Annotated in this window: 24 protein-coding genes and 1 pseudogene; 12 read left to right on the top strand and 13 right to left on the bottom strand. The window is 69.6% G+C overall.

Annotation, left to right across the window (positions count from 1 at the left end; all coding sequences use genetic code 11):
• Positions 1-6: 6 nt before the first annotated feature.
• Positions 7-1,296, bottom strand: coding sequence for a PucR family transcriptional regulator (locus ACWEMY_RS03705; RefSeq protein WP_375928582.1), 1,290 nt, complete (start codon positions 1,294-1,296; stop codon positions 7-9).
• A 157-nt stretch (positions 1,297-1,453) separates the two neighbouring features.
• Between ACWEMY_RS03705 and ACWEMY_RS03700 the strand changes: the two genes are divergently transcribed.
• Positions 1,454-2,083: a TetR/AcrR family transcriptional regulator gene (locus ACWEMY_RS03700; protein WP_452388739.1), complete on the top strand. Its 630-nt coding sequence runs from the start codon at positions 1,454-1,456 to the stop codon at positions 2,081-2,083.
• Positions 2,084-2,136: 53 nt separating this feature from the next.
• Here ACWEMY_RS03700 and ACWEMY_RS03695 read toward each other — a convergent pair whose 3' ends face one another.
• The 9 genes from ACWEMY_RS03695 to ACWEMY_RS03655 form a co-directional block, all read right to left on the bottom strand.
• Positions 2,137-2,565 (bottom strand): DUF4189 domain-containing protein, encoded by a 429-nt coding sequence (locus ACWEMY_RS03695; protein ID WP_452388738.1) that lies wholly within the window; start codon positions 2,563-2,565, stop codon positions 2,137-2,139.
• 85 nt (positions 2,566-2,650) lie between these two features.
• Positions 2,651-3,082 carry a DUF4189 domain-containing protein gene (locus tag ACWEMY_RS03690; protein ID WP_452388737.1) on the bottom strand — a complete coding sequence of 144 codons (432 nt, stop codon included), beginning with the start codon at positions 3,080-3,082 and terminating at the stop codon, positions 2,651-2,653.
• 207 nt (positions 3,083-3,289) lie between these two features.
• Positions 3,290-3,673: a metal-sulfur cluster assembly factor gene (locus ACWEMY_RS03685; RefSeq protein ID WP_375928590.1), complete on the bottom strand. Its 384-nt coding sequence runs from the start codon at positions 3,671-3,673 to the stop codon at positions 3,290-3,292.
• Positions 3,673-4,149 (bottom strand): Fe-S cluster assembly sulfur transfer protein SufU, encoded by a 477-nt coding sequence (sufU, locus tag ACWEMY_RS03680; RefSeq protein WP_278264315.1) that lies wholly within the window; start codon positions 4,147-4,149, stop codon positions 3,673-3,675. The genes ACWEMY_RS03685 and sufU overlap by 1 nt, the downstream gene beginning before the upstream one ends.
• Positions 4,150-4,152: 3 nt before the next feature.
• Positions 4,153-5,406 (bottom strand): cysteine desulfurase, encoded by a 1,254-nt coding sequence (locus tag ACWEMY_RS03675; RefSeq protein ID WP_452388736.1) that lies wholly within the window; start codon positions 5,404-5,406, stop codon positions 4,153-4,155.
• Between the two features lies 1 nt (position 5,407).
• Positions 5,408-6,175 (bottom strand): Fe-S cluster assembly ATPase SufC, encoded by a 768-nt coding sequence (gene sufC, locus ACWEMY_RS03670; protein ID WP_375928594.1) that lies wholly within the window; start codon positions 6,173-6,175, stop codon positions 5,408-5,410.
• Between the two features lie 35 nt (positions 6,176-6,210).
• Positions 6,211-7,389, bottom strand: coding sequence for a Fe-S cluster assembly protein SufD (gene sufD, locus ACWEMY_RS03665; protein ID WP_375928596.1), 1,179 nt, complete (start codon positions 7,387-7,389; stop codon positions 6,211-6,213).
• On the bottom strand, positions 7,389-8,825 hold the full coding sequence (gene sufB, locus ACWEMY_RS03660; protein WP_375928598.1) for a Fe-S cluster assembly protein SufB: 1,437 nt from the start codon (positions 8,823-8,825) through the stop codon (positions 7,389-7,391). The genes sufD and sufB overlap by 1 nt, the downstream gene beginning before the upstream one ends.
• Positions 8,822-9,625 carry a helix-turn-helix transcriptional regulator gene (locus ACWEMY_RS03655; protein ID WP_336083923.1) on the bottom strand — a complete coding sequence of 268 codons (804 nt, stop codon included), beginning with the start codon at positions 9,623-9,625 and terminating at the stop codon, positions 8,822-8,824. The genes sufB and ACWEMY_RS03655 overlap by 4 nt, the downstream gene beginning before the upstream one ends.
• 359 nt (positions 9,626-9,984) lie before the next feature.
• On the opposite strand from ACWEMY_RS03655, the gene ACWEMY_RS03650 reads away from it, so the two are divergent.
• The 5 genes from ACWEMY_RS03650 to ACWEMY_RS03630 all read left to right on the top strand — a co-directional run bounded on the left by ACWEMY_RS03650 (position 9,985) and on the right by ACWEMY_RS03630 (position 15,447).
• A complete protein-coding gene (locus ACWEMY_RS03650) occupies positions 9,985-10,875 on the top strand; it encodes a rhomboid family intramembrane serine protease (protein ID WP_452388833.1) in 891 nt (296 codons plus the stop codon).
• 106 nt (positions 10,876-10,981) lie between these two features.
• On the top strand, positions 10,982-12,700 hold the full coding sequence (gene mptB, locus ACWEMY_RS03645) for a polyprenol phosphomannose-dependent alpha 1,6 mannosyltransferase MptB (protein ID WP_452388735.1): 1,719 nt from the start codon (positions 10,982-10,984) through the stop codon (positions 12,698-12,700).
• Positions 12,697-13,629: an ABC transporter ATP-binding protein gene (locus tag ACWEMY_RS03640; protein ID WP_375928604.1), complete on the top strand. Its 933-nt coding sequence runs from the start codon at positions 12,697-12,699 to the stop codon at positions 13,627-13,629. The genes mptB and ACWEMY_RS03640 overlap by 4 nt, the downstream gene beginning before the upstream one ends.
• Entirely contained in the window at positions 13,626-14,408 is a 783-nt protein-coding gene (locus tag ACWEMY_RS03635) for an ABC transporter permease (protein ID WP_375928606.1), read from the top strand. Before ACWEMY_RS03640 ends, ACWEMY_RS03635 begins: the two co-directional genes overlap by 4 nt.
• 67 nt (positions 14,409-14,475) lie before the next feature.
• Positions 14,476-15,447 carry a COX15/CtaA family protein gene (locus tag ACWEMY_RS03630; RefSeq protein ID WP_452388734.1) on the top strand — a complete coding sequence of 324 codons (972 nt, stop codon included), beginning with the start codon at positions 14,476-14,478 and terminating at the stop codon, positions 15,445-15,447.
• Positions 15,448-15,508: 61 nt separating this feature from the next.
• On the opposite strand, the gene ACWEMY_RS03625 is transcribed toward ACWEMY_RS03630, so the two are convergent.
• Complete coding sequence (locus ACWEMY_RS03625; RefSeq protein WP_375928610.1) at positions 15,509-15,877, bottom strand: hypothetical protein; 369 nt, start codon at positions 15,875-15,877, stop codon at positions 15,509-15,511.
• Between the two features lie 76 nt (positions 15,878-15,953).
• Here ACWEMY_RS03625 and ACWEMY_RS03620 point away from each other — a divergent pair, with 76 nt between their 5' ends.
• Entirely contained in the window at positions 15,954-16,919 is a 966-nt protein-coding gene (locus tag ACWEMY_RS03620; RefSeq protein WP_452388733.1) for a quinone oxidoreductase family protein, read from the top strand.
• A gap of 87 nt (positions 16,920-17,006) precedes the next feature.
• Positions 17,007-17,792 (top strand): CPBP family intramembrane glutamic endopeptidase, encoded by a 786-nt coding sequence (locus ACWEMY_RS03615; RefSeq protein WP_452388732.1) that lies wholly within the window; start codon positions 17,007-17,009, stop codon positions 17,790-17,792.
• Here the strand turns inward: ACWEMY_RS03615 and ACWEMY_RS03610 are convergent.
• On the bottom strand, positions 17,786-18,388 hold the full coding sequence (locus ACWEMY_RS03610; RefSeq protein WP_375928616.1) for a TetR/AcrR family transcriptional regulator: 603 nt from the start codon (positions 18,386-18,388) through the stop codon (positions 17,786-17,788). The genes ACWEMY_RS03615 and ACWEMY_RS03610 overlap by 7 nt on opposite strands.
• A 95-nt stretch (positions 18,389-18,483) precedes the next feature.
• Between ACWEMY_RS03610 and ACWEMY_RS03605 the strand changes: the two genes are divergently transcribed.
• Positions 18,484-19,935 (top strand): FAD-dependent monooxygenase, encoded by a 1,452-nt coding sequence (locus tag ACWEMY_RS03605; RefSeq protein ID WP_452388731.1) that lies wholly within the window; start codon positions 18,484-18,486, stop codon positions 19,933-19,935.
• 57 nt (positions 19,936-19,992) lie between these two features.
• Here ACWEMY_RS03605 and ACWEMY_RS03600 read toward each other — a convergent pair whose 3' ends face one another.
• Entirely contained in the window at positions 19,993-20,985 is a 993-nt protein-coding gene (locus ACWEMY_RS03600; RefSeq protein ID WP_375928620.1) for a heme o synthase, read from the bottom strand.
• A gap of 327 nt (positions 20,986-21,312) precedes the next feature.
• On the opposite strand from ACWEMY_RS03600, the gene tkt reads away from it, so the two are divergent.
• The 3 genes and pseudogenes from tkt to ACWEMY_RS03585 all read left to right on the top strand — a co-directional run.
• Positions 21,313-23,454 carry a transketolase gene (gene tkt / locus ACWEMY_RS03595; protein WP_452388730.1) on the top strand — a complete coding sequence of 714 codons (2,142 nt, stop codon included), beginning with the start codon at positions 21,313-21,315 and terminating at the stop codon, positions 23,452-23,454.
• A gap of 5 nt (positions 23,455-23,459) precedes the next feature.
• Complete coding sequence (gene tal, locus ACWEMY_RS03590; RefSeq protein WP_452388729.1) at positions 23,460-24,593, top strand: transaldolase; 1,134 nt, start codon at positions 23,460-23,462, stop codon at positions 24,591-24,593.
• A 4-nt stretch (positions 24,594-24,597) separates the two neighbouring features.
• Positions 24,598-24,912, top strand: a pseudogene (locus ACWEMY_RS03585) (glucose-6-phosphate dehydrogenase); the annotation flags it as partial.

The raw sequence follows: 24,912 nt of genomic DNA, 5'->3' as shown, positions 1-24,912 counted from the left end.
CCGAATCTAGGCCGAGCGCGCGCCGCCGAGTCCCGGTGCGGGACACCTCTGGGCATCCGACCGAGGCCGGTGCGTTCCGCTGGGATCGGCCACAACCGACGGGCCGGTGTGGAAGCTGCGCGCGATCATCGCCGAGCGCAGTTGCCACAGCCCCGAGGCGTGCGTCGGATCCAGCCCGGTCAGCTGCGCGACCCGCCGCAGCCGGTAGTCGACAGTGTTGGTGTGGATGTGCAGCAGCCGGGCGGTGCGCTGACGGTTCATGTTGTTGGCGATGTGCACCCGCAGCGTCTCGTAGAGCTCCGGATGACTCTCCAACGGCGCCAGCAGTTCCCCGAGCCGGGCGCGGCCCGGACCCGGCCGGGTGAGCTGGTATTCCAGCGCCAGGTCCCCGAAGCGGTAGAGCGCGGGCGGGCAGTCCAGCCGCTCGACCATGTCGAGCAGTTCGTGCGCGCGCTGCGCGGCCGAGGGGATCTCCGCCGTGGTCGCGGGCACCAGCGCCGCCATCACGTCCACCCTGGCCGCCCGCGACAGCGCCTCGATCAGCGCGTCGAGCCGCTCCTCGGCGACCAGCTCGGCGGGGATCAGCAGGGTGCCGCCGTCGACCGACAGCAGCGAGAGCACCTGCTCGCCACAGCGATGCGCCAGCTCGGCCTGCACCCGGCGCAGTTTGCGCCGCGCCACCACCGCGCCGTTGAGCCGCGGGTCGTGCTCGTCGGGATGCTCCCGGATCGACAGCGCCAGCACCGAATACGCCTCGGCGACCGCGATCCCGCACTCGCGCGCCATGGTCAGCGTCGGCTGCCCGGCCAGCAGCGCCGAGGTGAGCGTGTGCACCGCGGTGTGGTGCTCGCCGGCGATGTCGCGGTGCTCGCGGATGTAGGCGCGGGTCACCGTCGTGCACAGCTGGTCGGAAATGGCCGTCGCCCGGCGGAATCCGTCGATCAGGCCGGCCGGGTCGGAGGTGGCCGCGTCCTGGAACACCGCGTCGAACGCCAGCTGGAATCCCTCGTGGAAGGCGTGCAGGATGGTGTCGATCGGCACCCCCTCGCGCGCCCAGCCCCCGGCGGCCACGGCCAGCCGGTTGAGCTTCTCGACCTCGTCGCGCCCGTCGAGCAGACCGCTGACGAGCTCGAGGCACATCCGCGTGATCGCCGTGACGTCACCGGCGATGGCGTCCCCGGGCAGGGTCCGGCAGGTCGCCACGGTGTCGACGAAATGGCCGACCAGCCGCGGGGTCATCGTCCGGACATCGCGCAGGGGCTGCCACAGCGTCGCCCCGCTCAGTGGGATCGTCATCGTCGACTCCTCCTTCCACACCGGACCGGTGCCACCGGTGGTGGTTCTCCTCCGGAGTCGTGCCGATGTGATGGCATACACTCCGGTTTGTTCGTGATCATGACTCTAGGATGAGTGACTACTCACCTTCTACTCCTCTTTGCACCGAGGTCCACAGATGCCACCGCAAGTCGATAAGCAGCGCAAACGCCCGAAACAGGATCGGGCGAAGGAGACACGAAGCCACATTCTCGAGGTATCCGCTCAGCTTTTCGGCACTCGCGGTATCGCCAACACGTCGACCAACAAGATCGCCGCCGAGGCGGGTCTGAGCATCGGCACGCTGTACCGGTATTTCAGCGACCGCGAGGAGATCGTCAAGGAGCTCACCGACAGCATGTTCCTGCAGGTCGAGGAGCGGTACGGGCGGCTGCTGGTGAACTCGGCGGACAAGACCCCCCGCGACGCCGTCGCCGAGGTCATCCGGATCGCGGTGGAGATCCTGGTCGCCAACGGACCGCTGGTGCGCGCACTGGTCGCGGACCTGCAGTTCTACGGCAGCGGCATTCCCGAATTCGAACCGCGCCTGCGCATGATCATCAAGCTGTACCTGATCCAGATGCTCGGGCCGACGCGTGGCATCGATATCGACACGATGGCGTTCATCCTGCTCAACGCGGGTTTCGCCACCGCGCTGCGATCGGTCGGCATGGAGGACGAGGGACTCGATCGCGAGGTCGTCATCGATTCCACCGCGGACATGATCGGCGTCTGGATCGCCTCGGTGGTGGACAACCAGAGCCTCTGACGACGACAAGGCCCGGATCCCTGCGGATCCGGGCCCTGTCGGTCACGTGATGATCAGCGCGCGTTGGCGGTGCAGATCGCGTCGACCACGTGCGCGCCGCTCAGATTCGCCGAACCGGTGTTGGCCAGCATGGCGGTCGGAGTCAGCTCGGTGAGGTTCTCGTAGGCCGTGCGCTCGGCGTCGGCCCGGGTCGGGCCGGACGCCCAGGCGAGGCCCTCGTTGCTCTGGACCAGCACGCCGCAGCCGTTGGCCCAGGTCATGACCTCGTTGCAGTCGGCAAGGTGGCAGTCGGCGATCGCCGCGGCGATGGCGGCGTCGGCGCTGCCCTCGTTCACGCTGATGCCGTAGATGGCCTCGTTGTCGCTGAGCGCGACCGAGGCCCACTGGTCGCCTGCCGCGTTCGCCGAACCGGCGCCGAGCACCGACCCGGCCGCAAGACCGAGCGCCGCCACCGCGAGACCGGCCTTACCCATGAAACTCATTCGAAAGATCTCCTCTGGAAATGGATGGTGCACCGAGACGATAGGCCCGGACCCGCACCGGATCCAGACCCGATCGCTGGGGCTCTCAGCTGGCGTTGCTGGTGCAGACCGTGTCGATCAGGGTGCCGCCCGCCAGCTGCGACGAGCCGACGTTGACCAGCAGGTTCTGCGGGGTTCCCTCGGTCAGCGCGAGGTAGGCCTGCTGCTCGGCCTCGGCGCGGTCCGCGCCCTTGCCCCAGGCGATGTAGTCATCGTTCTCCACCAGGGCCAAGCACCCGTTGGTCCAGGTGACCTCGATGGCGCAGCCGTCCGCGGCGCACTGTTCCAGCGCGGCGGCCTCGGCCTCGGCGCGCGTGGAGTAGTCGATGGCGCGGCCGACGTTCGACCAGTCCGCGTCCAAGGCCAGCGCGCCCCACTGCTCGAGCGGCACCGCGTTCGCCGAACCGGCACCGAGCACCGACCCGGCCGCAAGACCGAGCGCCGCCACCGCGAGACCGGCCTTACCCATGAAACTCATTCGTAAACTCTCCTCGTGAAACCTGTTCCGGGAATCCGGAACCGCTCATTTGACCACCGACGACGCCTGCGCCCAGGTGGAAATGGCATGAATCACAGCGGGTTCGGACCGGTATCACCACCGATCACAGCCACGGCCGCAATACCCGGTGACAACGCGCCGCAGGCCCGGATCCACGAGGGATCCGGGCCTGCGGGACAGCAGTACTTAGACCGTGAAGCCGAGGGCGCGCAGCTGTTCGCGACCGTCCTCGGTGATCTTGTCCGGGCCCCACGGGGGCATCCAGACCCAGTTGATCTTCAGGTCCTCGACCAGGCCGCTGCGCACCAGCGCGTTGCGGGACTGGTCCTCGATGACGTCGGTCAGCGGACAGGCCGCCGAGGTGAGCGTCATGTCGAGGGTGGCGATGTTCTCCGCGTCCACGGACATGCCGTAGACCAGGCCGAGGTCCACGACATTGATGCCGAGTTCGGGGTCGACGACATCGCGCATGGCCTCCTCGAGGTCCTCCAGGTGCTGGACCTGCTCGGGGGTCAGCTCCACCTCGGGAGCGGCGGCTTCGGTGGGCTCGGCGGCCGGTGTCTCAGTCATCACGCTTCCCCATTTCCCATGGCAGGCTTGGCTTCTTCGGCCGAGGCGATCTGCACGACGGCGTCCTTGAACGCCATCCACCCCAGCAGTGCGCACTTCACGCGCGCCGGGTATTTGGCGACGCCCGCGAGTGCGATGCCGTCACCGATCACGTCCTCGTCGCCCTCGACGGTGCCGCGGCTGGAGATCATCTCGCTGTAGGAGTCGACCACCTTCAGCGCCTGCTGCACCGGCAGCCCGATCACCTGATCGGTGAGGATCGAGGTGGCGGCCTGGCTGATCGAGCAGCCCTGACCGTCGTAGGAGACGTCGGCGACCTCGCCGGCGTCGTCGAGGTGCACACGCAGGGTCACCTCGTCACCGCAGGTCGGGTTCACGTGGTGCACTTCGGCACCGAACGGCTCCCGCAGCCCGCGGTGGTGCGGGTGTTTGTAGTGGTCCAGGATCACTTCCTGGTACATCTGCTCCATGCGCATGGTCTATGCAACTCCGAAGAAGCTCTGAGCCTTCCGCACGGCCTGGACCAGCGCGTCGACCTCGTCGAGGGTGTTGTACACGGCGAAGGACGCCCGCGCGGTGGCGGCGACACCGAAGCGGCGGTGCAGCGGCCAGGCGCAGTGGTGCCCGACGCGGATGGCCACGCCCTGGTCGTCGAGGATCTGGCCCACGTCGTGGGCGTGGATGCCGTCGACCACGAAGGCCACCGCGCCACCACGGTCCACGTTCTCGGTGGGCCCGATGATCCGGACGCCCTCGATGCCGCGCAGACCTTCGAGCGCGGCGCCGGTGAGCGTGTGCTCGTGCGCGGCGATCGCGTCCATACCGAGGTCCTCCAGGTAGCGGACCGCGGCGGCCAGCCCGACGACCTGCGAGGTCATCGGCGTGCCCGCCTCGAAGCGCTGCGGCGGCGGCGCGTAGGTGGTCTTCTCCATGGTGACGGTCTCGATCATCGACCCGCCGGTGATGTAGGGCGGGGTCTGCTCGAGCAGCGCCCGACGGCCCCACAGACCGCCCACACCCATCGGGCCGAGCATCTTGTGCCCGGAGAACGCGGCGAAGTCCACGCCGAGTTCACGGAAGTTCACCGCCATGTGCGGCACCGACTGGCAGGCGTCGAGCACGACCAGCGCGCCGACTTCCTGTGCCCGGCGGACCAATTCGGCCACCGGGGCCACCGCGCCGGTCACATTCGACTGGTGGGTGAACGCGAGAACCTTGGTCGCGGGCGAGAGTTCGAGCGAGTCCAGGTCGATGCGGCCGTCGTCGGTGATGCCGTACCACTTGAGCGTGGCGCCGGTGCGGCGCGCGAGTTCCTGCCACGGAACGAGATTCGCGTGGTGTTCGAGCTCGGTGATGACGATCTCGTCGCCCGGGCCCACCTTGTGCGGGAACCGGTCGTCGCCGAAGGCGTTGGCCACCAGGTTCAGCGACTCGGTCGCGTTCTTGGTGAACACGATCTCCCCGGCGTCGGCGCCGACGAAGCGCGCGATGGCCACGCGGGCGTCCTCGTAGGAGTCGGTGGCCTCCTCCGCGAGCTGGTGGGCGCCACGGTGCACCGCCGAATTGCGGGTGAGCAGGAAATCGCGTTCGGCGTCGAGCACCTGCAGCGGGCGCTGCGAGGTCGCGCCGGAATCCAGGTACACCAGCGGTTTCCCGTCCCGGACCGTGCGGTTCAGGATCGGGAAGTCGGCCCGGATCCGGGCGACGTCGAGGGCGGGCACCGTGGCGGTCATGTCAGGCTCCAGCGGTCGCGGAGGTGAAGCGCACGTAGCCGTTGGCGTCGAGTTCCTCGGCCAGCTCGGAACCGCCCTCGGCGACGATCTTGCCGCCGACGAACACGTGCACGAAGTCGGGCTGGATGTAGCGCAGGATGCGGGTGTAGTGCGTGATCAGCAGGACACCACCGTTCTCGCGCTCCTTGTAGCGGTTGACGCCCTCGGAGACGATGCGCAGCGCGTCGACGTCCAGGCCCGAGTCGGTCTCGTCCAGGATCGCGATCTTCGGCTTGAGCAGACCCAGCTGCAGCACCTCGTGACGCTTCTTCTCGCCACCGGAGAAGCCCTCGTTCACCGAGCGGTCGGCGAAGGCGGAATCGATGTCGAGCTCCTTCATCGACTCCTTCACCTCCTTGACCCAGGTACGCAGCTTGGGGGCCTCGCCGCGCACGGCGGTGGCGGCGGTGCGCAGGAAGTTCGACATCGAGACACCGGGGACCTCGACCGGGTACTGCATGGCCAGGAACAGCCCGGCGCGGGCGCGCTCGTCGACCGACATCTCCAGCACGTCCTCACCGTCGAGGGTGATGGTGCCCTGGGTGACGGTGTACTTGGGGTGACCGGCGATCACGTAGGACAGCGTCGACTTGCCCGAGCCGTTGGGGCCCATGATGGCGTGGGTCTCGCCGGAGCGCACGGTCAGGTTCACGCCGTTGAGGATCTTCTTGGCCTCACCCTCGGGCGTGGTGATCTCGGCGTGCAGGTCCTTGATTTCCAAGGTGGTCATCGAATTCGGATTCCTTCGTGGGGAGTAAGTGTGTGTCAGATACCGACAGTGGCGAGCTCGGCCTCGATGGCCGCCTCGAGCCGCTCCCGGACCTCGGGGACCGCGATCTTCTGGATGATCTCGTGGAAGAAGCCGCGCACCACCAGGCGGCGGGCGACGTCCTCGGGAATGCCGCGAGCGCGCAGGTAGAACAGCTGCTCGTCGTCGAAACGGCCGGTGGCACTGGCGTGTCCGGCACCGGCGATCTCGCCGGTCTCGATCTCCAGGTTCGGCACCGAGTCGGCGCGCGCGCCGTCGGTGAGCACCAGGTTGCGGTTGGCCTCGTAGGTGTCGGTGCCCTCCGCGGCGGCGCGGATGAGCACGTCGCCGACCCACACGGTGCGCGCGTCACCCTTGGCCGAGGCCGGATCACCCTGCAGCGCACCCTTGTACAGCACATTGGACTTGCAGTTGGGCTCGGAGTGATCGACCAGCAACCGCTGCTCGAAGTGCTGGCCCGCGTCGGCGAAGTACAGGCCGAACAGCTCCGCCTCGCCGCCGGGACCGGCGTAGCGCACGGTGCCGGTGAGCCGGACCAGCTCGCCACCCAGGGTGGCCGCGAAGTGCCGCACGGTGGCGTCGCGCCCCAGCTTCAGGTGGTGCGCGGTGGTGTGCACGGCGTCTTCGTTCCACTCCTGGACCGCGACGACGGTGAGCTGGGCACTGTCCCCGAGCACGAATTCGACGTTCTCGGCGTAGGTTCCGCTGCCGCGCTGGTCGATGACCACGGTGGCGACGGCGAAGTTGCCCAGGCGGACCTGCAGGTGACCGTAGGCGGTCTTGCCCTCACCCGGGCCGGTGATCGTCACGGTGACGGGTTCGGCGACCTCGGTCTCCGCGCCCACCGAGACGACGGTGGCGGTCTCGAAGCCCGAATACGCCTGGGCGGCGACCCGATCGGCGGGAGTACCGGCCTGGCCGAGCCGGGCGTCGGTACGGTCCACGGTCTCCACCGTGACACCCTCGACCGGCGTGACCTCGACGGTGGCCTGCCCGTCACGCACGGCGGTGCCGTCGTGCAGACCGCGCAGACGGCGGATCGGGGTGAACCGCCACTCCTCGTCGCGGCCCGAAGGCACCTCGAACGCGTTCACGTCGAACGAGGTGAAGACCTCGCCCTTGTTGATCGCGGGAATGCGAGCCTCGGCGGCCTCGGCAACGTTGTCCACGGCCATCAGCCGACGGCTCCTTCCATCTGCAGTTCGATCAGGCGGTTCAGCTCGAGGGCGTATTCCATCGGCAGTTCCTTGGCGATGGGCTCGACGAAGCCGCGCACCACCATGGCCATCGCCTCGTCCTCGGTGAGGCCGCGGCTCATCAGATAGAACAGCTGGTCCTCGGAGACCTTGGAGACCGTCGCCTCGTGGCCCATGGTCACGTCGTCCTCGCGGATGTCGACGTAGGGGTAGGTGTCGGAGCGGCTGATCGTGTCGACCAGCAGCGCGTCGCACTTCACCGTCGACTTGGAGCCGTGGGCACCCTTGTTGATCTGGACCAGACCGCGGTAGGACGCGCGCCCGCCACCACGCGCCACCGACTTCGACACGATGGTCGAGGAGGTGTGCGGGGCCAGGTGCAGCATCTTCGCACCGGTGTCCTGGTGCTGGCCGACACCGGCGAACGCCACCGACAGGACCTCGCCGTGGGCGTGCTCGCCGGTCATCCAGACCGCCGGGTACTTCATGGTGACCTTGGAGCCGATGTTGCCGTCGACCCACTCCATGGTGGCGCCCGCCTCGGCCTTGGCCCGCTTGGTGACCAGGTTGTAGACGTTGTTCGACCAGTTCTGGATGGTCGTGTAGCGGCAGCGGCCGCCCTTCTTCACGATGATCTCCACGACCGCGGAGTGCAGCGAGTCCGACTTGTAGATCGGGGCTGTACAACCCTCGACGTAGTGCACGTAGGCGTTCTCGTCGACGATGATCAGGGTGCGCTCGAACTGGCCCATGTTCTCGGTGTTGATCCGGAAGTAGGCCTGCAGCGGGATGTCGACGTGCACGCCCGGCGGCACGTAGATGAACGAGCCACCCGACCACACGGCGGTGTTGAGCGCGGAGAACTTGTTGTCACCGGCGGGGATCACCGAGCCGAAGTACTCCTGGAAGATCTCCGGGTGCTCCTTGAGCGCGGTGTCGGTGTCGAGGAAGATGACGCCCTGCTTCTCCAGGTCCTCGCGGATGGAGTGGTAGACGACCTCGGACTCGTACTGCGCGGCGACACCGGAGACCAGCCGCTGCTTCTCCGCCTCGGGGATGCCCAGCTTGTCGTAGGTGTTCTTGATGTCCTCGGGCAGGTCTTCCCAGCTCTCGGCCTGCTTCTCCGAGGAGCGCACGAAGTACTTGATGTTGTCGAAGTCGATGCCGTCGAGGTTGGAACCCCAGTTCGGCATGGGCTTGCGATCGAAGATGCGCAGCGCCTTGAGGCGGATGTCGAGCATCCACTCCGGCTCGCTCTTCTTGGCCGAGATGTCGCGAACGACAGCTTCCGACAGACCGCGTTGCGCGCTGGCGCCGGCCTCGTCCGAGTCGGCCCAGCCGTAACCGTACGTGCCCAGCGAGGCGATGGTTTCGTCTTGGGTGAGCGGTTGCACCTGATCGGCGGCAGTCGTCATTCGGCACTCCTTCCGGAGTCGTTCGTTCGTCCCGCCGCGGGCTGTGCGGCGGATGGGGTGGAAGCTGTTTTCTGTACCGCGACCAACGGCACATGGGTGGTGCACGCGCAATCGCCGTTGGCGATCGTCGCAAGTCGCTGCACATGGGTGCCGAGCAGGTCCCGGAAAGCGTCCAGTTCGGCGTCGCACAACTGCGGGAACTCCTCGGCCACGTGGGCCACCGGGCAGTGGTGCTGACAGATCTGCACACCGGCACCGACCTGGCGGGTGGTGGCGGCGAAACCGGCGTCGGCGAAGGCTTCCGCGATCTCGGACACCTTGGCCTCGATCTGGGGAGCGGTGTGTTCGGCGACCGGCTCGATGCCGTCGACGATCGTGCGGACCCGCTTGCGCGCGAATTCGGTGATCGCCGCGTCGCCGCCGATCTCACCGAGCTGGCGGATCGCCGCCCCGGCCAGATCGTCGTAGGCGTGGCCCAGGTTGCCCCGGCCCGCCGCGGTCAGCTGGTACTGCTTGGCGGGACGGCCCCGCCCCTTCTGCTGCCAGGGCGCCGAGCGATTCGCCCGTGCCTGGCCTGCGTCGATGAGCGCGTCGAGGTGCCTGCGCACGCCCGCGGGCGCGAGCCCGAGCGCGGTGCCGATCGCCGTCGCCGTGATCGGCCCCTCTTCGAGCAGCAACTGGACGATGGCCGCCCTGGTCTGCCCTTCGTGCGCCGTCGCCGCGGGTAGCGCCGACGACCGGGCGCCGGTCGTCTTACGACCGGTCCCGTCCTCGCCTGCCCGCAAACCCACGGTTTTCACAACACCAGTGTGGCGGAATTACTTCCCTAAATCTAATAAGGGTCCCCTGACAAAGGGTGCCCTGACCTGCACCGAAGACCCCCACCCCACCCCCACCCCCAGCAAAACCCCAGGTGCACGCCCTCCACCCCCACCCATCCCCCACCCCGAGGTGACCCATCGCACAACCCCACCACCCCACCAGCCCCACCCCTCCCACCACCGTTGTTCGATGGTCGTCACGAGCCACCGCGTCATGAACGCCGCCCTCGACCACTTCCTCGGCGGTTGATCACCACGCGTCGGTGGCGTGATCAACCGCTCAGACGGGTGGGTGCGAGTCTGGCACGATCAACAGTGTGTCGAACCCGCTCACAGTGATGTGTTTCCGTCATCCCGACCGGCCCACCGGCCTCGCGTGCGCGCGGTGCGGACGGCCCACCTGCCAGGAATGTCAGCGGTCAGCGGCCGGTGGCCAGCACTGCATGGACTGCGCGGCGCAGGGCGAGCAGCAGGGGCGGACCATCGATGGCGCGCGGGCCGGGGGTGTGGCTGTTCCGGTCACGACCTACGGGTTGATCGGGTTCTGTGTGCTGGTCTATGTCATCACCGCCGCACAAGCGGGCAGCATCATGGACAACAGTCGCGGATCGGCACTGTTCCGGGAGTGGGTGCTGGTGCCGCGGCTGGTGGCCGACGGAGAATGGATCCGGCTGCTGGGGTCGGGGTTCCTGCACTACGGTGCGATTCACCTCCTGGTCAATATGTACGCCCTCTACGTCGCGGGGCGGGACTTGGAGCGAGCATTCGGGCGGGCGCACTTCACCGCCGTGTACCTGGTGTCGCTGCTGGGCGGATCGGCCGCGGCGATGGCGCTGACCGACCCGATCGGCGCCACCGCCGGTACGAGCGGCGCGGTCTGGGGCCTGTTCGGCGCGATCACCGTGGCGTTGATCAAGTTGCGGCAGAGCCTGACCGTGATGCTGGTGACGATCGGCGTCAACGTGGTGATCAACTTCGCGATCCTGGACGCCTCACTCTGGGGGCCGCTCGGTGGACTCGCCGCGGGTACGCTCAGCGCTCTCAGCATCCTGTTCGTGCCGGGCTGGGTGTCGACCGAGAACCAGGAGGCTGCGCAGCGCATCGGCTGGGCCGCGCTCACCGGTGTCGCGGTGATCTGCCTGGCGGTCATCATCGCGGCCGCCGCCGTGCAGCGCGGCGAACCGCCGGTGGTACTCGTCGGCGCCCCACCGACCATCGGCCAGCTCTGACGCCCGCCCGGCCGGGGCGCGACACCACCGGTTTCCGCGCTGGTCGGCGCGGCGGAGCCCACCGGCGGGGAAACAATCGGGTCCCGGCCCACTAGGCTCCGTGTTCGTGGCGGTACTGGAGGGCGCGGCGCGCAAGACACTGGCGTTCGGAAGGCGGGCTCTCGGGCTCGACGTGCCGACACCCGATCACACCGTGGCGGTCCTGCACCGCGACGAGAGCGAGGTGCCCGGGCTCGACAAGAACGAGCGGGCCCAGCTCGACCGGATCCGCCTGATGGGCGCGACCGGCACCGTCCTCATGGCGATCGCCGCGCTGGGCATCGGCGCGCAGCCCGTGCACCAGAACCCGGTCTCGGGCGTCCGGGTGCTCGGCATCTTCGCCCGCGCGCACACCGGCTCGCTGGCCATGTGCATGTTCGGCACCGTGCTGGTGATCGGCGCGTGGCTGCTGCTCGGCCGCTTCGCGGTCGGCGGACTGGCAGGCTCGCCGCTGCACCGGCTCTCGCGTTCGCAGCTGGATCGCACGCTGCTGCTGTGGATCATCCCGCTCAGCGTCGCCCCGCCGATGTTCAGCAACGACGTCTACTCCTATCTGGCGCAGAGCGAGATCGCCGCGCGCGGCATCGACCCGTACGTCGAGGGCCCGGTGGCCGGGCTCGGCATCGACAACGTCCTGACCAACAATGTGCCGACCATCTGGCGCGACACCCCCGCCCCCTACGGCCCGCTGTTCCTCTGGATCGGGCGCGGCATCGCGGAGCTGACCGGCGACAACATCATCGCCGGGGTCTGGGTGCACCGGCTGCTGGCGCTGGCCGGTGTGGCGCTGATCGTGTGGGCGCTGCCGCGGCTGTCGGTGCGGTGCGGGGTGGCGCCGGTGAGCGCGCTGTGGCTGGGCGCGGCCAATCCGCTGGTGCTGTTCCATCTGGTGGGTGGGGTGCACAACGACGCGCTGATGCTCGGGCTGATGCTGGCGGGTGTGGAGTTGATGCTGCGGGCGATCTACGGTGACGGCGGCACACCCGACCGGCTCACCGCGACGAATCTCCCACCCTTCGACGGTCGCGCCTACGCCCTGCTCATCGGTGGTGCCGTGGTGATCACGCTGTCCTCCTCGGTGAAACTCACCTCGATCATCGCCCTCGGCTTCGTCGGCATGGCTCTGGCCAGACGCTGGGGCGGCACCCCCAAGGCCATTCTCATGGCGGCCCTGCTGCTCGGCGTGATCGCGGGCGTGACGACCCTGCTGGTGAGCTCGCTGAGCGGACTCGGTTTCGGCTGGGTCTTCACGCTCAACACCGCCAGCGCCGTGCGCAGCTGGATGTCGTTGCCGACCGTCATCGGGATCATCACCGGTTTCGGTGGCGTGCTGCTCGGCCTGGGCGACCACACCACGGCGCTGTTGTCGATCACCCGGCCGATCGCCGCGCTGGTGGCGGCGTATGTGGTGGTCCGGATGCTGGTCGCCACGGGAACCGGCAGGCTGCATCCGGTGGGCGCGCTGGGTGTCGCGCTCGGCGCGGTCGTGCTGTTGTTCCCCGTGGTCCAGCCCTGGTACCTGCTCTGGGCCATCGTCCCCCTGGCCGCCTGGGCCACCCAACCCGTCTTCCGCGTCCCCGCCGTCGCCTTCTCGGCGGTCGTCTCCCTGCTGGTGATGCCGCGCGGTGCCGAGTTCCAGGTCTTCCAGATCATCGGTGCCGCACTGGCTGCCGCGGTCTGCTTCGGTCTGTTCTTCGCGCTCACCCGGCACACCCTCCCGTGGCGGGCCCAGACGGGGGTGTCGGCTCCGTCACAGCGGGCCACGGAATACGGTGTCACCTCGTGACGACACGCTCCGGACCGGCCGTCCGCGTCGACGGCGTGGTCAAGCGCTACGGCGAGACCACCGCGGTCGACGGCCTGCGCTTCGACGTCGAGCGCGCCCAGGTGTTCGCGCTGCTCGGCCCCAACGGCGCGGGTAAGACCACCACCGTCGAGATGTGCGAGGGCTTCGTGCGTCCCGACGCGGGCACCGTGCGGGTGCTCGGTCTCGACCCGATCGCCGACTCCGAGCAGCTGCGCCCGCGCATCGGCGTGATGCTGCAGGGCGGCGGCGCCTACCCGGGTGCGCGCGCCGGCGAGATGCTCGACCTGGTCGCCGCCTACTCGGCCGACCCGATCGACCCCGACTGGCTGCTGACCACCCTGGGCCTGCAGGACAATCGCCGCACCCCTTACCGCAGGCTCTCCGGCGGCCAGCAGCAGCGCCTCGCGCTGGCGTGCGCGCTGGTGGGCAGGCCGGAGATCGTCTTCCTCGACGAGCCCACCGCGGGCCTGGACGCCCAGGCGCGCCTGATCGTCTGGGAGCTCATCGACGCCCTGCGCCGTGACGGTGTGAGCGTCGTGCTCACCACGCACATGATGGACGAGGCCGAACAGCTCGCCGACCGGCTGGTGATCATCGATCACGGTCAGGTCGTCGCCGAGGGCACCCCGGCCGAGGTGACCGCGCACGGCGCCGCGGGTCAGCTGCGCTTCTGCGCCCCACCCAAGCTCGACCTCGCGCTGCTGAAATCGGCGCTGCCGGAAGGGTTCTCGCCGCGCGAGACCACGCCGGGCACCTATCTGGTCGAGGGCGAGATCAACCCGCAGGTGCTGGCCACCGTCACCGCCTGGTGCGCCAGGATGGACGTGCTGGCCACCGACATCCGCATCGACCAGCGCCGCCTCGAAGACGTCTTCCTCGAACTGACCGGACGGGACCTGCGCGGATGACCGACACCACGAGCCGCTTCGCCCCCGGCACCTTCGCCCCCGCCCCGCGCCCCGCCTCGCGCGCGGCCATGCTCACCGCGCAGACCGCGCTGGAACTGAAGCTGCTGCTGCGCAACGGCGAGCAACTGCTGCTCACCATGTTCATCCCGATCACCCTGCTGGTCGGGCTCACCCTGCTGCCGTTCGGCGATCTCGGTGAGCACCGGGTCGAGAAGATCGTGCCCATGGTGATGATGACCGCGGTGATGTCGACCGCGTTCACCGGCCAGGCCATCGCCGTCGGCTTCGACCGCCGCTACGGCGCGCTCAAACGCCTCGGCGCCACCCCGCTGCCCCGCTGGGGGGTGATCGCGGGCAAGTGCGCGGCCGTGCTGATCGTGGTGGTGCTGCAGGCGATCCTGCTGGGCGCGATCGGGATGGCGCTGGGCTGGCGGCCCGGTTTCGGCGGGCTGGCGCTGGGCGCGCTGGTGATCGCTCTGGGCACGGCGACCTTCGCCGCCATGGGCCTGCTGCTGGGCGGCACGCTCAAGGCCGAGGTCGTGCTGGCCCTGGCCAATATCCTCTGGTTCATCATGCTGGGCGTGGCGAGCCTGGTGCTCGTCGGCGACTCGCTGCACACCGCGGTGACCGTGCTCGTGCGGCTGGTGCCCTCCGGCGCGCTGGCCTTCACCCTGGAATCGGCCCTGTCCGGCACCGTCGACTGGTTCGGCGTCGCGGTGCTCGCGGCCTGGGGCCTGGTCTGCGGCTGGCTGGCGACCCGCCTGTTCCGCTTCAGCTGACAAGATCAACGACGACCTGTAGTAGCCCTGCCGGTGGGCCGGAATCCGCGGCCAGTACCATCATGACGTGCTGTATCGCGCCTTCCTGGGACTCGTCGACCGGCTTCCGCTCCCCTCGCTGCGGGTGCAGCGGCTCATCGCCTTCGCGGTGATCCTCAGCCAGGCCGGGATCTCGGTGACCGGCGCCGTCGTGCGCGTCACCGCCTCCGGCCTGGGCTGCCCGACCTGGCCGCAATGCTTCCCCGGCAGCTTCACCCCGGTCGGGGTGTCGGAGGTGCCGATCATCCATCAGACCGTCGAGTTCGGCAATCGCATGCTCACCTTCGCGGTGACGCTGTGCGCGGCGCTGATCGTGCTGGCGGTCGTGCGCGCGCGGCGGCGCAAGGAGGTGCTCGTCTACGCGTGGCTGATGCCCGGCGGCACCGTCGTCCAGGCGATCATCGGCGGCATCACCGTGCGCACCGGTCTGCTGTGGTGGACCGTCGCGGTGCACCTGCTGGCCTCGATGGTGATGGTGTGGCTGGCGGTGGTGCTCTACGCCAAGATCGGCGAGCCCGACGACGGTGTCGAGACCGTGCAGGTCCCCGCTCCCCTGCGCTGGCTGACGGCGCTCAGCGGCGTCGCGCTGGCGGGCGTGCTCGCCGCGGGCACGCTGGTCACCGGCGCCGGTCCGCACGCGGGCGACAAGAGCATCGAGCGCCAGGTCGAACGGTTGCAGGTCGAGATCGTCCCCCTGGTGCACCTGCACTCGCAGCTGCTGGTCGGCTACCTCGCGCTGCTGATCGGGCTGGCTTTCGGCCTCTACGCCGTCGGGATGACCCCCGCGATCCGCACACGGCTGTGGGTCGTGCTCGGCCTCGTCGTCGCGCAGGCGCTGGTCGGCGTCGTCCAGTACTTCACCGATGTGCCCGCCGCGCTGGTCGCGATCCATGTCGGCGGCGCCGCGGCGTGCACGGCGGCGACCGCCGCGCTGTGGGCGTCACTGCGCACCCGCGAACGGATCGACGTGCCCGCGGCGGCGGTACCGGCCGCTTCCTGACCCACAACGACGACAGCCCGCGATCTCCGGTGAGATCGCGGGCTGTTCTCGTCTCGGACGCCTACGCGCCGGCGAAGACGTCGGCGTTGCGCGCCTTCGGGAAGCGCTTCTGATGGGCCACCCAGCCGGCCATCTTCTTCCAGTGCGACTTCAGCGGGGTGACGATCGAGCCCAGCTCACGGCTCCACTCGTCGGTCTCGGCCAGCCCGTCGACCTTCTCGACCAGCGCCTTCGCGGTCGCCATATCGGCCACCACGCGGTCGCCGAGGATGCCGTCGGACCCGACCAGGGTGATGCGCACGCCCTGCTCACCGATGTACTGCAGCACGGCCGTGCCCGAACCACCGTGCTCGGCGACGAACTTCGCGACGGACTTCTCGACCTCGGCGGGCACCCGCACGGCGGCCGGGGCGTCGGTGGTAGCACTCATGGGCGAGAGTTTACCGGCCGGTAGTCGCGAGTCCACCCCCGAGTGGTGTCGAACACGGGGTGTACAAAGGAGACTCATGCGCGCCATTCAGGTTTCCGAGCACGGTGGTCCCGAGGTCCTGCGATCGGTGGAGCTGCCCGACCCGCGGATCGGGCCCGGTCAGCTGCTGGTCGACACCCAGGCCATCGGCGTGAACTTCATCGACACCTATTTCCGCACCGGCCTGTATCCGCAGGCGACGCCGTACATCCCGGGCTCCGAGGGCACCGGCATCGTGGCGGCGGTCGGCGCGGAGGTCACCGGGTTCGCCGTGGGCGACCGGGTGGCGTGGGCGTCGGCTCCGGGCAGCTACGCCGAGAAGGTGGCCGTCGACGCCGACGCCGCGGTGCGGGTGCCCGAGGGCGTCGAGCCGACCGTGGCCGCCGCCGCCCTCCTGCAGGGCATGACCGCCCACTACCTGGTCGAGTCGGTGTTCCGTCCCGAGCCGGGTGACCCGGTGCTGATCCACGCGGGCGCGGGCGGAGTGGGTCTGCTGCTCACCCAGATGGCCGCCGCCAAGGGCGCCCGGGTGATCACCACCGTCTCCACCGACGACAAGGAGAAGCTCTCCCGCGCGGCGGGCGCCGCCGAGGTGCTGCGCTACGGCGACGACCTGGCCGACCGCGTCCGCGCGCTGACCGGCGGCGCGGGTGTCGCCGCGGTGTACGACGGCGTCGGCGCGAGCACCTTCGACGCGAGCCTGGCCTCGCTGCGGGTGCGCGGCACCCTGGCCCTGTTCGGCGGGGCCAGCGGCGCGGTCCCGCCGTTCGACCCGCAGCGTCTCAATGCCGCCGGTTCCGTCTGGCTGACCCGTCCGTCCCTGGGCGCCTACACCCGCGACCGGGCCGAATTCCTCTGGCGCGCCACCGATGTCTTCGACGGCATCGCCGCGGCAACGCTCGATTTCCGGATCGGCGCCACCTTCCCGCTCGCCGACGCCGCGCGGGCACACACCGAGCTCGCGGCCCGCCGCACCACCGGCTCGATCGTCCTGCTGCCGTGAGCCGCCCGCGGCCGGCACGGCACTGACCGGGGCGGATCGCGGGCGCGTCCCGTCCGCGATCCGGCACCGCGCCTCTACATTCGGTCCATGAGCACGCCCACCTCGGCGGCCCCGGGCACGGTCCGGCGCCTGAGCTATCCGATGTTCGCCGTGATCGTCGTGGTCTACCTGGCGATCATCCAGCTCGGCGGACTCGCGCTGGAACATCTGTCCGGCGAGGACGATTTCTTCACCACCCGCGGCGTGGTCTTCGGCATGATCCTCCCGCTCGGCGCCGCACTCGCCTTCACCTACGGCGTCATCACCTACCTCGGCTGGTTGCGGCCGGTCCTGCACGACGACCGGCCCACCCGGCCCTGGGTGTGGGTGGTGCCGATCGTGTTCGTGGTCGCCATCGCCGCCGGGATCGACTACGGCGCGCTGGCCGAGAAGGGCTGGGCCCATGTCCTCGTGCTGCTGGTGGCCACCCAGTTCGTCGGCTGGGGCGAGGAGGGCGTCTTCCGCGGCATCGGCGTGACGGTACTGCGTGCGCACGGACTCACCGAGGGCCGCGTGGCGCTGTGGTCGAGCGTCGTCTTCGGCGCGGTACACCTGACCAATGTGATCGGGCACGGTCTCTCGGCGCTGCCGCAGGCGATCATCGTCAGCCTGGCGGGCTATTTCTTCTACCTGATCCGCCGGGTCAGCCGGGGTAACGCCCTCAACTCGGTCATCCACGGCCTGTTCGACTTCGCCCTGCTCAGCGGCGTGGCGATCCTGCCGGACCAGACCTTCTACCCCGGCACTCTGCTGCCGATCCTGCTCTATCCGGTGCTCGCGATCATCCTGCTGGTCAAGCGCCGCGCTATCGAACCGGTGGGCGCGACTCAGTAGTCGCGGCCGGTGAGCCCGCGGTAGACGAAGCGCGTGATCGACTCGATCGCCTCCTCGTCGGTGAGGGTCACCGCGCCCTCGCGCACCATGCGCAGCATGCCGTCCACGGCGGCGAACATCATCGCCAGGCTGGCGTCCACGGTGCCGGGGAGGGCGAGTCCGCGCGCGGGGAATTCCGCCACGTGGTCGGCGATGTCGGCGCGCTGCTCGGCGCCGAAACCCGCGATCACGCGGGCGAAGTCCGGGCTGACCTGCGCGGCCTCCTCCATCGCCCGCAAGACCGCGGCGTTCGCCCGCGCGAAGGTCCAGTACCCGCGCACGTGGTAGCGCACCGCCGCCGGATCGGTGAAGTCCGCGAGGTGGGCGGGGTCGGCCGCCCGCTCGTCACTGGCGGCGGCCAGGTCGCCCAGCAGGGCCTGGAGCAGCTCTTCCTTGCCGGCGAAGTGGTTGTAGAACGAGCCCGCCGCACGTCCGGCGGCCGCGGTGATGTCGGTGATCTTGGTGTTCAGATAGCCGCGTTCGGCGAACAGTTCGCGCGCCGCGTCCTTGAGCGCCTGCTCGGTCTCCGCCGATTTCTCGCGCCTGCTGCCTGCCACCGATGCCACCTCCTTGACAGCAGACGGTACCAAGAGTGAAACTGAATTCACATTCACTGAATTATGATTCATTCAAGAGTCTCGGAGGCTTTCCCATGTCCGACCAGGTAGTTGTCACCGGAGCGGGCCCGACCGGGCTCACCCTCGCCCTCGATCTGGCCCGGCGCGGCGTCGCGGTGCGCATCGTCGACCGGGCCGCCGTGCCGTTCGCCGGTTCGCGCGGCGACGGCATCCAGCCGCGCACCCTGGAAGTGTTCGACGACCTCGGCGTGCTCGACGCGGTCCTGGCCGCCGGGCGCGATCTGCCGATCATGCGCGCCTACTTCGGCGGCACCCCGGTGAGCGAGCGCCGGATGGCCGAACCCGTCGCCCCGACACCGGACGTGCCCTACCCGAACGCCTGGGTCCTCGGCCAGTCCGACACCGAGGCCATCCTGCGGGCCCGGCTCGCCGAACTCGGCGTCACCGTCGAATTCGGTACGGCGGTCACCGATTTCACCCAGGACGACACCGGCGTCACGGTCACTCTCCAGCACGGTGAGACGATCCGCGCCGCCTACCTGGTCGGGGCCGACGGCGGCGCGAGCACGGTCCGCAAGCGCCTGGGCATCGCCTTCGCGGGCAGCACCGACGAGTCCCTGCGCATGCTGCTCGGTGACGTCCGCGCCGACGCCCTCGATCACGAATACGGCTACTGGTTCGCCGCGTCCGCCGACCGGCCCACCGACGGCATCGCCCTGTCACCGCTGCCCGGCGGCCGCCTGTTCCAGTTCGCCGCGCCCCTGGCCGAGGATCGCGAGCCCGACCTGGCCGTCCTCCAGGAGTTGATGGACCGGCACGCGCCCGGCGCCGGTGCCGAGCTCAGCGATCTGCGCTGGATCACCGTGTGGCGCCCCAACATCCGGCTGGCCGAACGGTTCCGCGCAGGCCGGGTACTTCTCGCAGGCGACGCCGCGCACGTACACCCGCCCACCGGCGGCCAGGGCCTCAATACCGGCGTCCAGGACGCCTACAACCTCGGCTGGAAACTCGCCGCCGCCCTGCACGGCGACCCGGCGCCACTGGACACCTACGAACCGGAGCGCCGCGCGGTGGCCGCCCGCATCCTCGGCCTGAGCACCGAACTCCTGGACAAGCTGGTCGACGGCGCCGAGGACGCGATGGCCCGCGGCCCCGAGACCCGCCAGCTCGACATCAGCTACCGCTCCCCCACCGACCACGGCCCGCTCGTCGCCGGTGACCGCGCACCCGACGCACCCTTGCACGACGTGCAAGGCCGCCCGATCCGCCTGTTCGACATCTTCCGCGGCCCCCACGCGACCCTGCTCCGCTTCGCACCGGCGAGCCCCGGCGAACCACCGGCCTCCCCCACCGACAGCAGCCCGCTCTTCGGCGAGATCCGCACCGTCGAGATCCACCGGACGGGTACCGGCAACACCCCCGGCACCCTCGTCGACACCGACGGACACGCCTTCACCGCCTACGCGGCCCACCCCGGGGCCCACGTCCTCATCCGCCCGGACGGTCACCTCGCCCGGCGCTGGTGACCCCGGAAACGACCGATGGCCGGGCACCCGGCCCGGCCATCGGTTCGTCTCGAAGAATCAGAGCCCGAAGAAGCTGCCCACGGTGTCCCACCCCAGCACCGAGTCCACGGCCAGACCGCAGAACACCACCGCCAGGTAGTTGTTCGACTGCAGGAACAGCCGCAGCGGCTTGACCGACTCCCCGCGCCGCACCCCGGCGTAGAGCTGGTGGGCCATCAGCAGGAACCAGGCACCGGCCACCAGCGCGACCGCCGCGTAGATGACACCCGTCGCGGGCACCAGCGCCAGCGTGGCGAGCACGGTCAGCCAGGTGTAGATGACGATCTGCTTGGTGACCACCTGCTCGGTCGCCACCACCGGCAGCATCGGCACGCCCGCCGCGCGGTAGTCCTCCTTGTAGCGCATGGCCAGCGCCCAGGTGTGCGGCGGCGTCCAGAAGAAGATCACCGCGAACAGCACCAGCGAGGGCCAGCCGATGGTGCCGGTCACCGCCGACCAGCCGACCAGGGCGGGCATGCACCCGGCCGCGCCGCCCCACACCACGTTCTGCGAGGTCCGGCGCTTGAGGCCCTTGGTGTAGACGAAGACGTAGAACAGGATCGTCGCGACGACGAGCACGCCGCTGAGCAGATTGGCCTGCCACCACAGCCAGGCGAACGACAGCGCGCCCAGCGTCACGCCGAAGACGAAGGCGTTGCGGGTGGGCACCGCGTCGCGGGCCAGCGGGCGGCGCGCGGTCCGCTTCATCACCTTGTCGATGTCGGCGTCGGCGACACAGTTGAGGGTGTTGGCGCTGGCCGCGCCCATCCAGCCACCGAACAGGGTGACCAGGATCAGCCGGATGTCGACGTTGCCGCGGTCGGCCAGCAGCATCGTCGGGATGGTGGCCACGAGCAGCAGCTCGATGACGCGGGGTTTGGTGAGCGCGATGTAGGCCAGCGGCTTGCGCACGATCCGCGCGCCCAGGCTGTCGCCGGCGAGGCGATCGGCCAGCGCCGTCGACGAGCTACCGTGCGCACCGCTACTACCCGGCTGGTGACCGATCCGCACTGTTTCTCCTCGCACGCTGTGCTTCTCATCCGGCAATGGAACGAGCAGCGCGCGGCTGCGGCGCGGCCACTACTACAGACGATGGTAGACCCACGCCGACGCCGCTCCGCGCCAGGGCCCCGCGACCGTGCGGGTGGTCACCATCCCCCGCGTGCCGGGAACGGGCCTACACTCACACCCAGGGTTCGCGCCGGTTCGGTATAGCAGCACCTCTAGGGTATTCCTGTACATCGGTACGCACCCCGGCCGCGTGCGATCCGGATCCAGACACCATCGCCGCTGCCATGTATCGCCGTCGACGAAACCTAGGTCAGGAGAACCACGGTCGTGTCAGTCACAGACGACATTCGCGCCCTCACTCAGCGGAACTACCCCAGCGACTGGACGGACCTGGACACCAAGGCCGTCGACACGGCCCGTGTACTCGCCGCCGACGCGGTGCAGAAGGCGGGCAACGGCCACCCGGGCACCGCGATGAGTCTCGCGCCGGTCGCCTACACGCTCTTCCAGCGCACGATGCGTCACGACCCGACCGAGCCGCGCTGGGTCGGCCGCGACCGCTTCGTCCTGTCCTGTGGGCATTCCAGCCTCACCCTCTACGTGCAGCTCTACCTGGCCGGTTTCGGCCTCGAGCTCACCGACCTCGAGCAGCTGCGCCAGTGGGACTCGCTGACCCCCGGCCACCCCGAGTTCCGCCACACCGACGGCGTCGAGATCACCACCGGCCCGCTGGGTCAGGGCCTGGCCTCCGCCGTCGGCATGGCGATGGCGGCCCGGCGTGAGCGCGGCCTGTTCGATCCGGACGCCCCGGCGGGCACCAGCCCGTTCGACCACTTCATCTACACCATCGCCTCCGACGGCGACCTGCAGGAGGGCGTCACCGCCGAGGCCTCCTCGATCGCGGGCACCCAGCAGCTGGGCAACCTCGTGGTGATCTACGACGACAACGAGATCTCCATCGAGGACGACACCGACATCGCCTTCACCGAGGACGTCGCCGCGCGCTACGAGGCCTACGGCTGGCACGTGCAGACCGTCGAGGGCGGCGAGGACGTCGTCGCCATCGAGGCCGCCATCGAGGCCGCCAAGGCGGTGACCGACAAGCCGTCGATCATCATCCTGCGCACCATCATCGGCTTTCCGGCCCCGAACAAGATGAACACCGGTGGCGTGCACGGCGCCGCGCTGGGCGCCGACGAGGTGGCCGCGGTGAAGAAGGCGCTGGGCTTCGACCCGGAGAAGTCCTTCGACGTCGACCCGGCCGTCATCGAGCACACCCGCAAGGCCCAGATCCGCGGCACCGAGGCCAAGGCCAGCTGGCAGCAGGACTTCGACGCGTGGGCCGCGGCGCACCCGTCGAACAAGGCCCTGTTCGACCGCCTGCAGACCCGCTCGCTGCCCGCGGGCTGGACCGAGGAACTGCCGACCTTCGAGCCCGACCCGAAGGGCATGGCCACCCGCAAGGCCTCCGGCAAGTTCCTGGCCGCGGTCGCCGATGTGCTGCCCGAGCTGTGGGGCGGTTCGGCCGACCTGGCCGAGTCCAACAACACCACCATGCCCAACCAGCCGAGCTTCGGCCCGGAGTCGATCTCCACCGGCATGTGGAAGGCGCAGCCGTACGGGCGCACCCTGCACTTCGGCATCCGCGAGCACGCCATGGGCTCGATCCTCAACGGCATCGCGCTGCACGGCCCGACCCGCCCCTACGGCGGCACCTTCCTGGTGTTCTCCGACTACATGCGCCCGGCCGTGCGTCTGGCCGCGCTCATGCGGGTGCCCTCGATCTACGTGTGGACCCACGACTCCATCGGCCTGGGCGAGGACGGCCCCACCCACCAGCCGATCGAGCACCTGGCCGCGCTGCGCGCCATCCCGGGCCTGAACGTGGTCCGCCCCGGTGACGCCAACGAGACCACCTACGCCTGGCGCACCATCCTCGAGCGTGACTCCGACGAGCACACCTCGCACTTCCACACCTACGACACCCCGCACCAGGACGGCCCGTCCGCGCTGGCGCTGACCCGCCAGGACGTGCCCACCCTCGAGGGCACCAGCTACGAGGGCGTCAAGAAGGGCGGCTACGTGCTGGCCGAGGCGTCCACCGGCACCCCGCAGGTGATCCTCGTCGGCACCGGTTCGGAGCTGCAGCTCGCCGTCGCCGCGCGCACTACGCTGGAGGAGCAGGGCATCCCGACCCGCGTGGTCTCGATGCCGTGTGTGGAGTGGTTCGACGCGCAGGACCAGGCCTACCGCGACGAGGTCTTCCCGCCCGCGGTGCGCGCCAGGGTCGTCGTCGAGGCCGGGATCGCGATGCCGTGGTACCGGTTCGTCGGTGACGCGGGCGAGATCGTCTCGATCGAGCACTTCGGCGCGTCGGCGAACTTCAAGAAGCTCTACAGCGAGTTCGGTGTCACCGCCGATGCCGTCGTCGCCGCCGCGCAGCGTTCGCTCGACAAGGTGAAGGGGTAAAGACCATGGCACAGAACGAGAATCTCGCCGCGCTCTCGGCCGCGGGGGTCTCGGTGTGGCTCGACGATCTGTCCCGCGATCGGATCGACTCCGGCAATCTCGCCGAGCTGATCGCGACCCGTGGCATCGTCGGGGTCACCACCAATCCGAGCATCTTCCAGGCCGCGCTCAGCAAGGGTCACGGCTACGACACCCAGCTGCGTGAACTCGCGGCCCAGGGCGCCGACGCCGACGCCGCGATCCGCACCATGACCACCGACGACGTGCGCGCCGCCTGCGACGTGCTCGCCCCGGTCTTCGAACAGACCGGCGGCGTGGACGGCCGGGTCTCCATCGAGGTCGACCCGCGCTTCGCCTTCGACGCCGACAAGACCGTCGCCCAGGCGATCGAGCTGTGGAAGATCGTCGACCGCAAGAACCTGTTCATCAAGATCCCGGCCACCGAGGCGGGCCTGCCCGCCATCACCGCGGTGATCGGCGAGGGCATCAGCGTCAACGTCACGCTGATCTTCTCGGTCCCGCGCTACCGCGCGGTGATGGGCGCCTACCTCGACGGCCTGCGCAACGCCAAGATCGGCGGCCACGACCTGGCCCGGATCCACTCGGTCGCCTCGTTCTTCGTCTCCCGCGTGGACACCGAGATCGACAAGCGCCTCGAGGCGATCGGCACCCCCGAGGCGCTGGCGCTGCGCGGCAAGGCGGGCGTGGCCAACGCCCGGCTGGCCTACGCCGAGTACCAGGACGTGTTCGACGGTGGCGCGCACACCTCCACCTACAACCACCTCGCCGCCCAGGGCGCCAACCGGCAGCGGCCGCTGTGGGCGTCGACCGGGGTGAAGAACCCGGACTACTCCGACACCCTCTACGTCACCGAGCTGGTCGGCCCGAACACGGTCAACACCCTGCCGGAGAAGACCCTCGAGGCCTTCGCCGACCACGGTGCGGTCCGCGGCGACACGCTCAGCGGGCACGCGGTCGAGGCCGCCCAGGTCTTCGCCGACCTGGCTGCCGTCGGCATCGACCTGGACGACGTGTTCGCCCTGCTCGAGCGCGAGGGCGTCGACAAGTTCGAGTCCGCGTGGGGCGAGCTGATCGAGGCCACCACCGCCGAACTGACCGCGGCGGCGGGGGGCAACTGACCCGATGGCCGGCACAGCATCGACGGATCAGGCGGGGCTGTGGCAGAACCCGCTGCGCGACGAACGCGACAAACGGGTCCCCTTCATCGCGGGCCCGTGCTGCCTGGTGATCTTCGGTGTCACCGGAGACCTGTCCCGTAAGAAGCTGATGCCGGCCATCTACGACCTGGCGAACCAGGGGCTGCTGCCTCCCGGTTTCGCCCTGGTCGGCTTCGCCCGGCGCAACTACGCCGACGAAGACTTCGCCGCGGTCGTGCTGGCCGCGGTCAAACAGCACGCCCGCACACCCTTCCGCCAGGAGGTCTGGGACCGCCTGATG

The organism is Nocardia sp. NPDC004415 (assembly GCF_053602435.1).
Note: the sequence above shows the minus strand (reverse complement) of the source record. Positions and strands in the feature narration are given on the sequence as shown.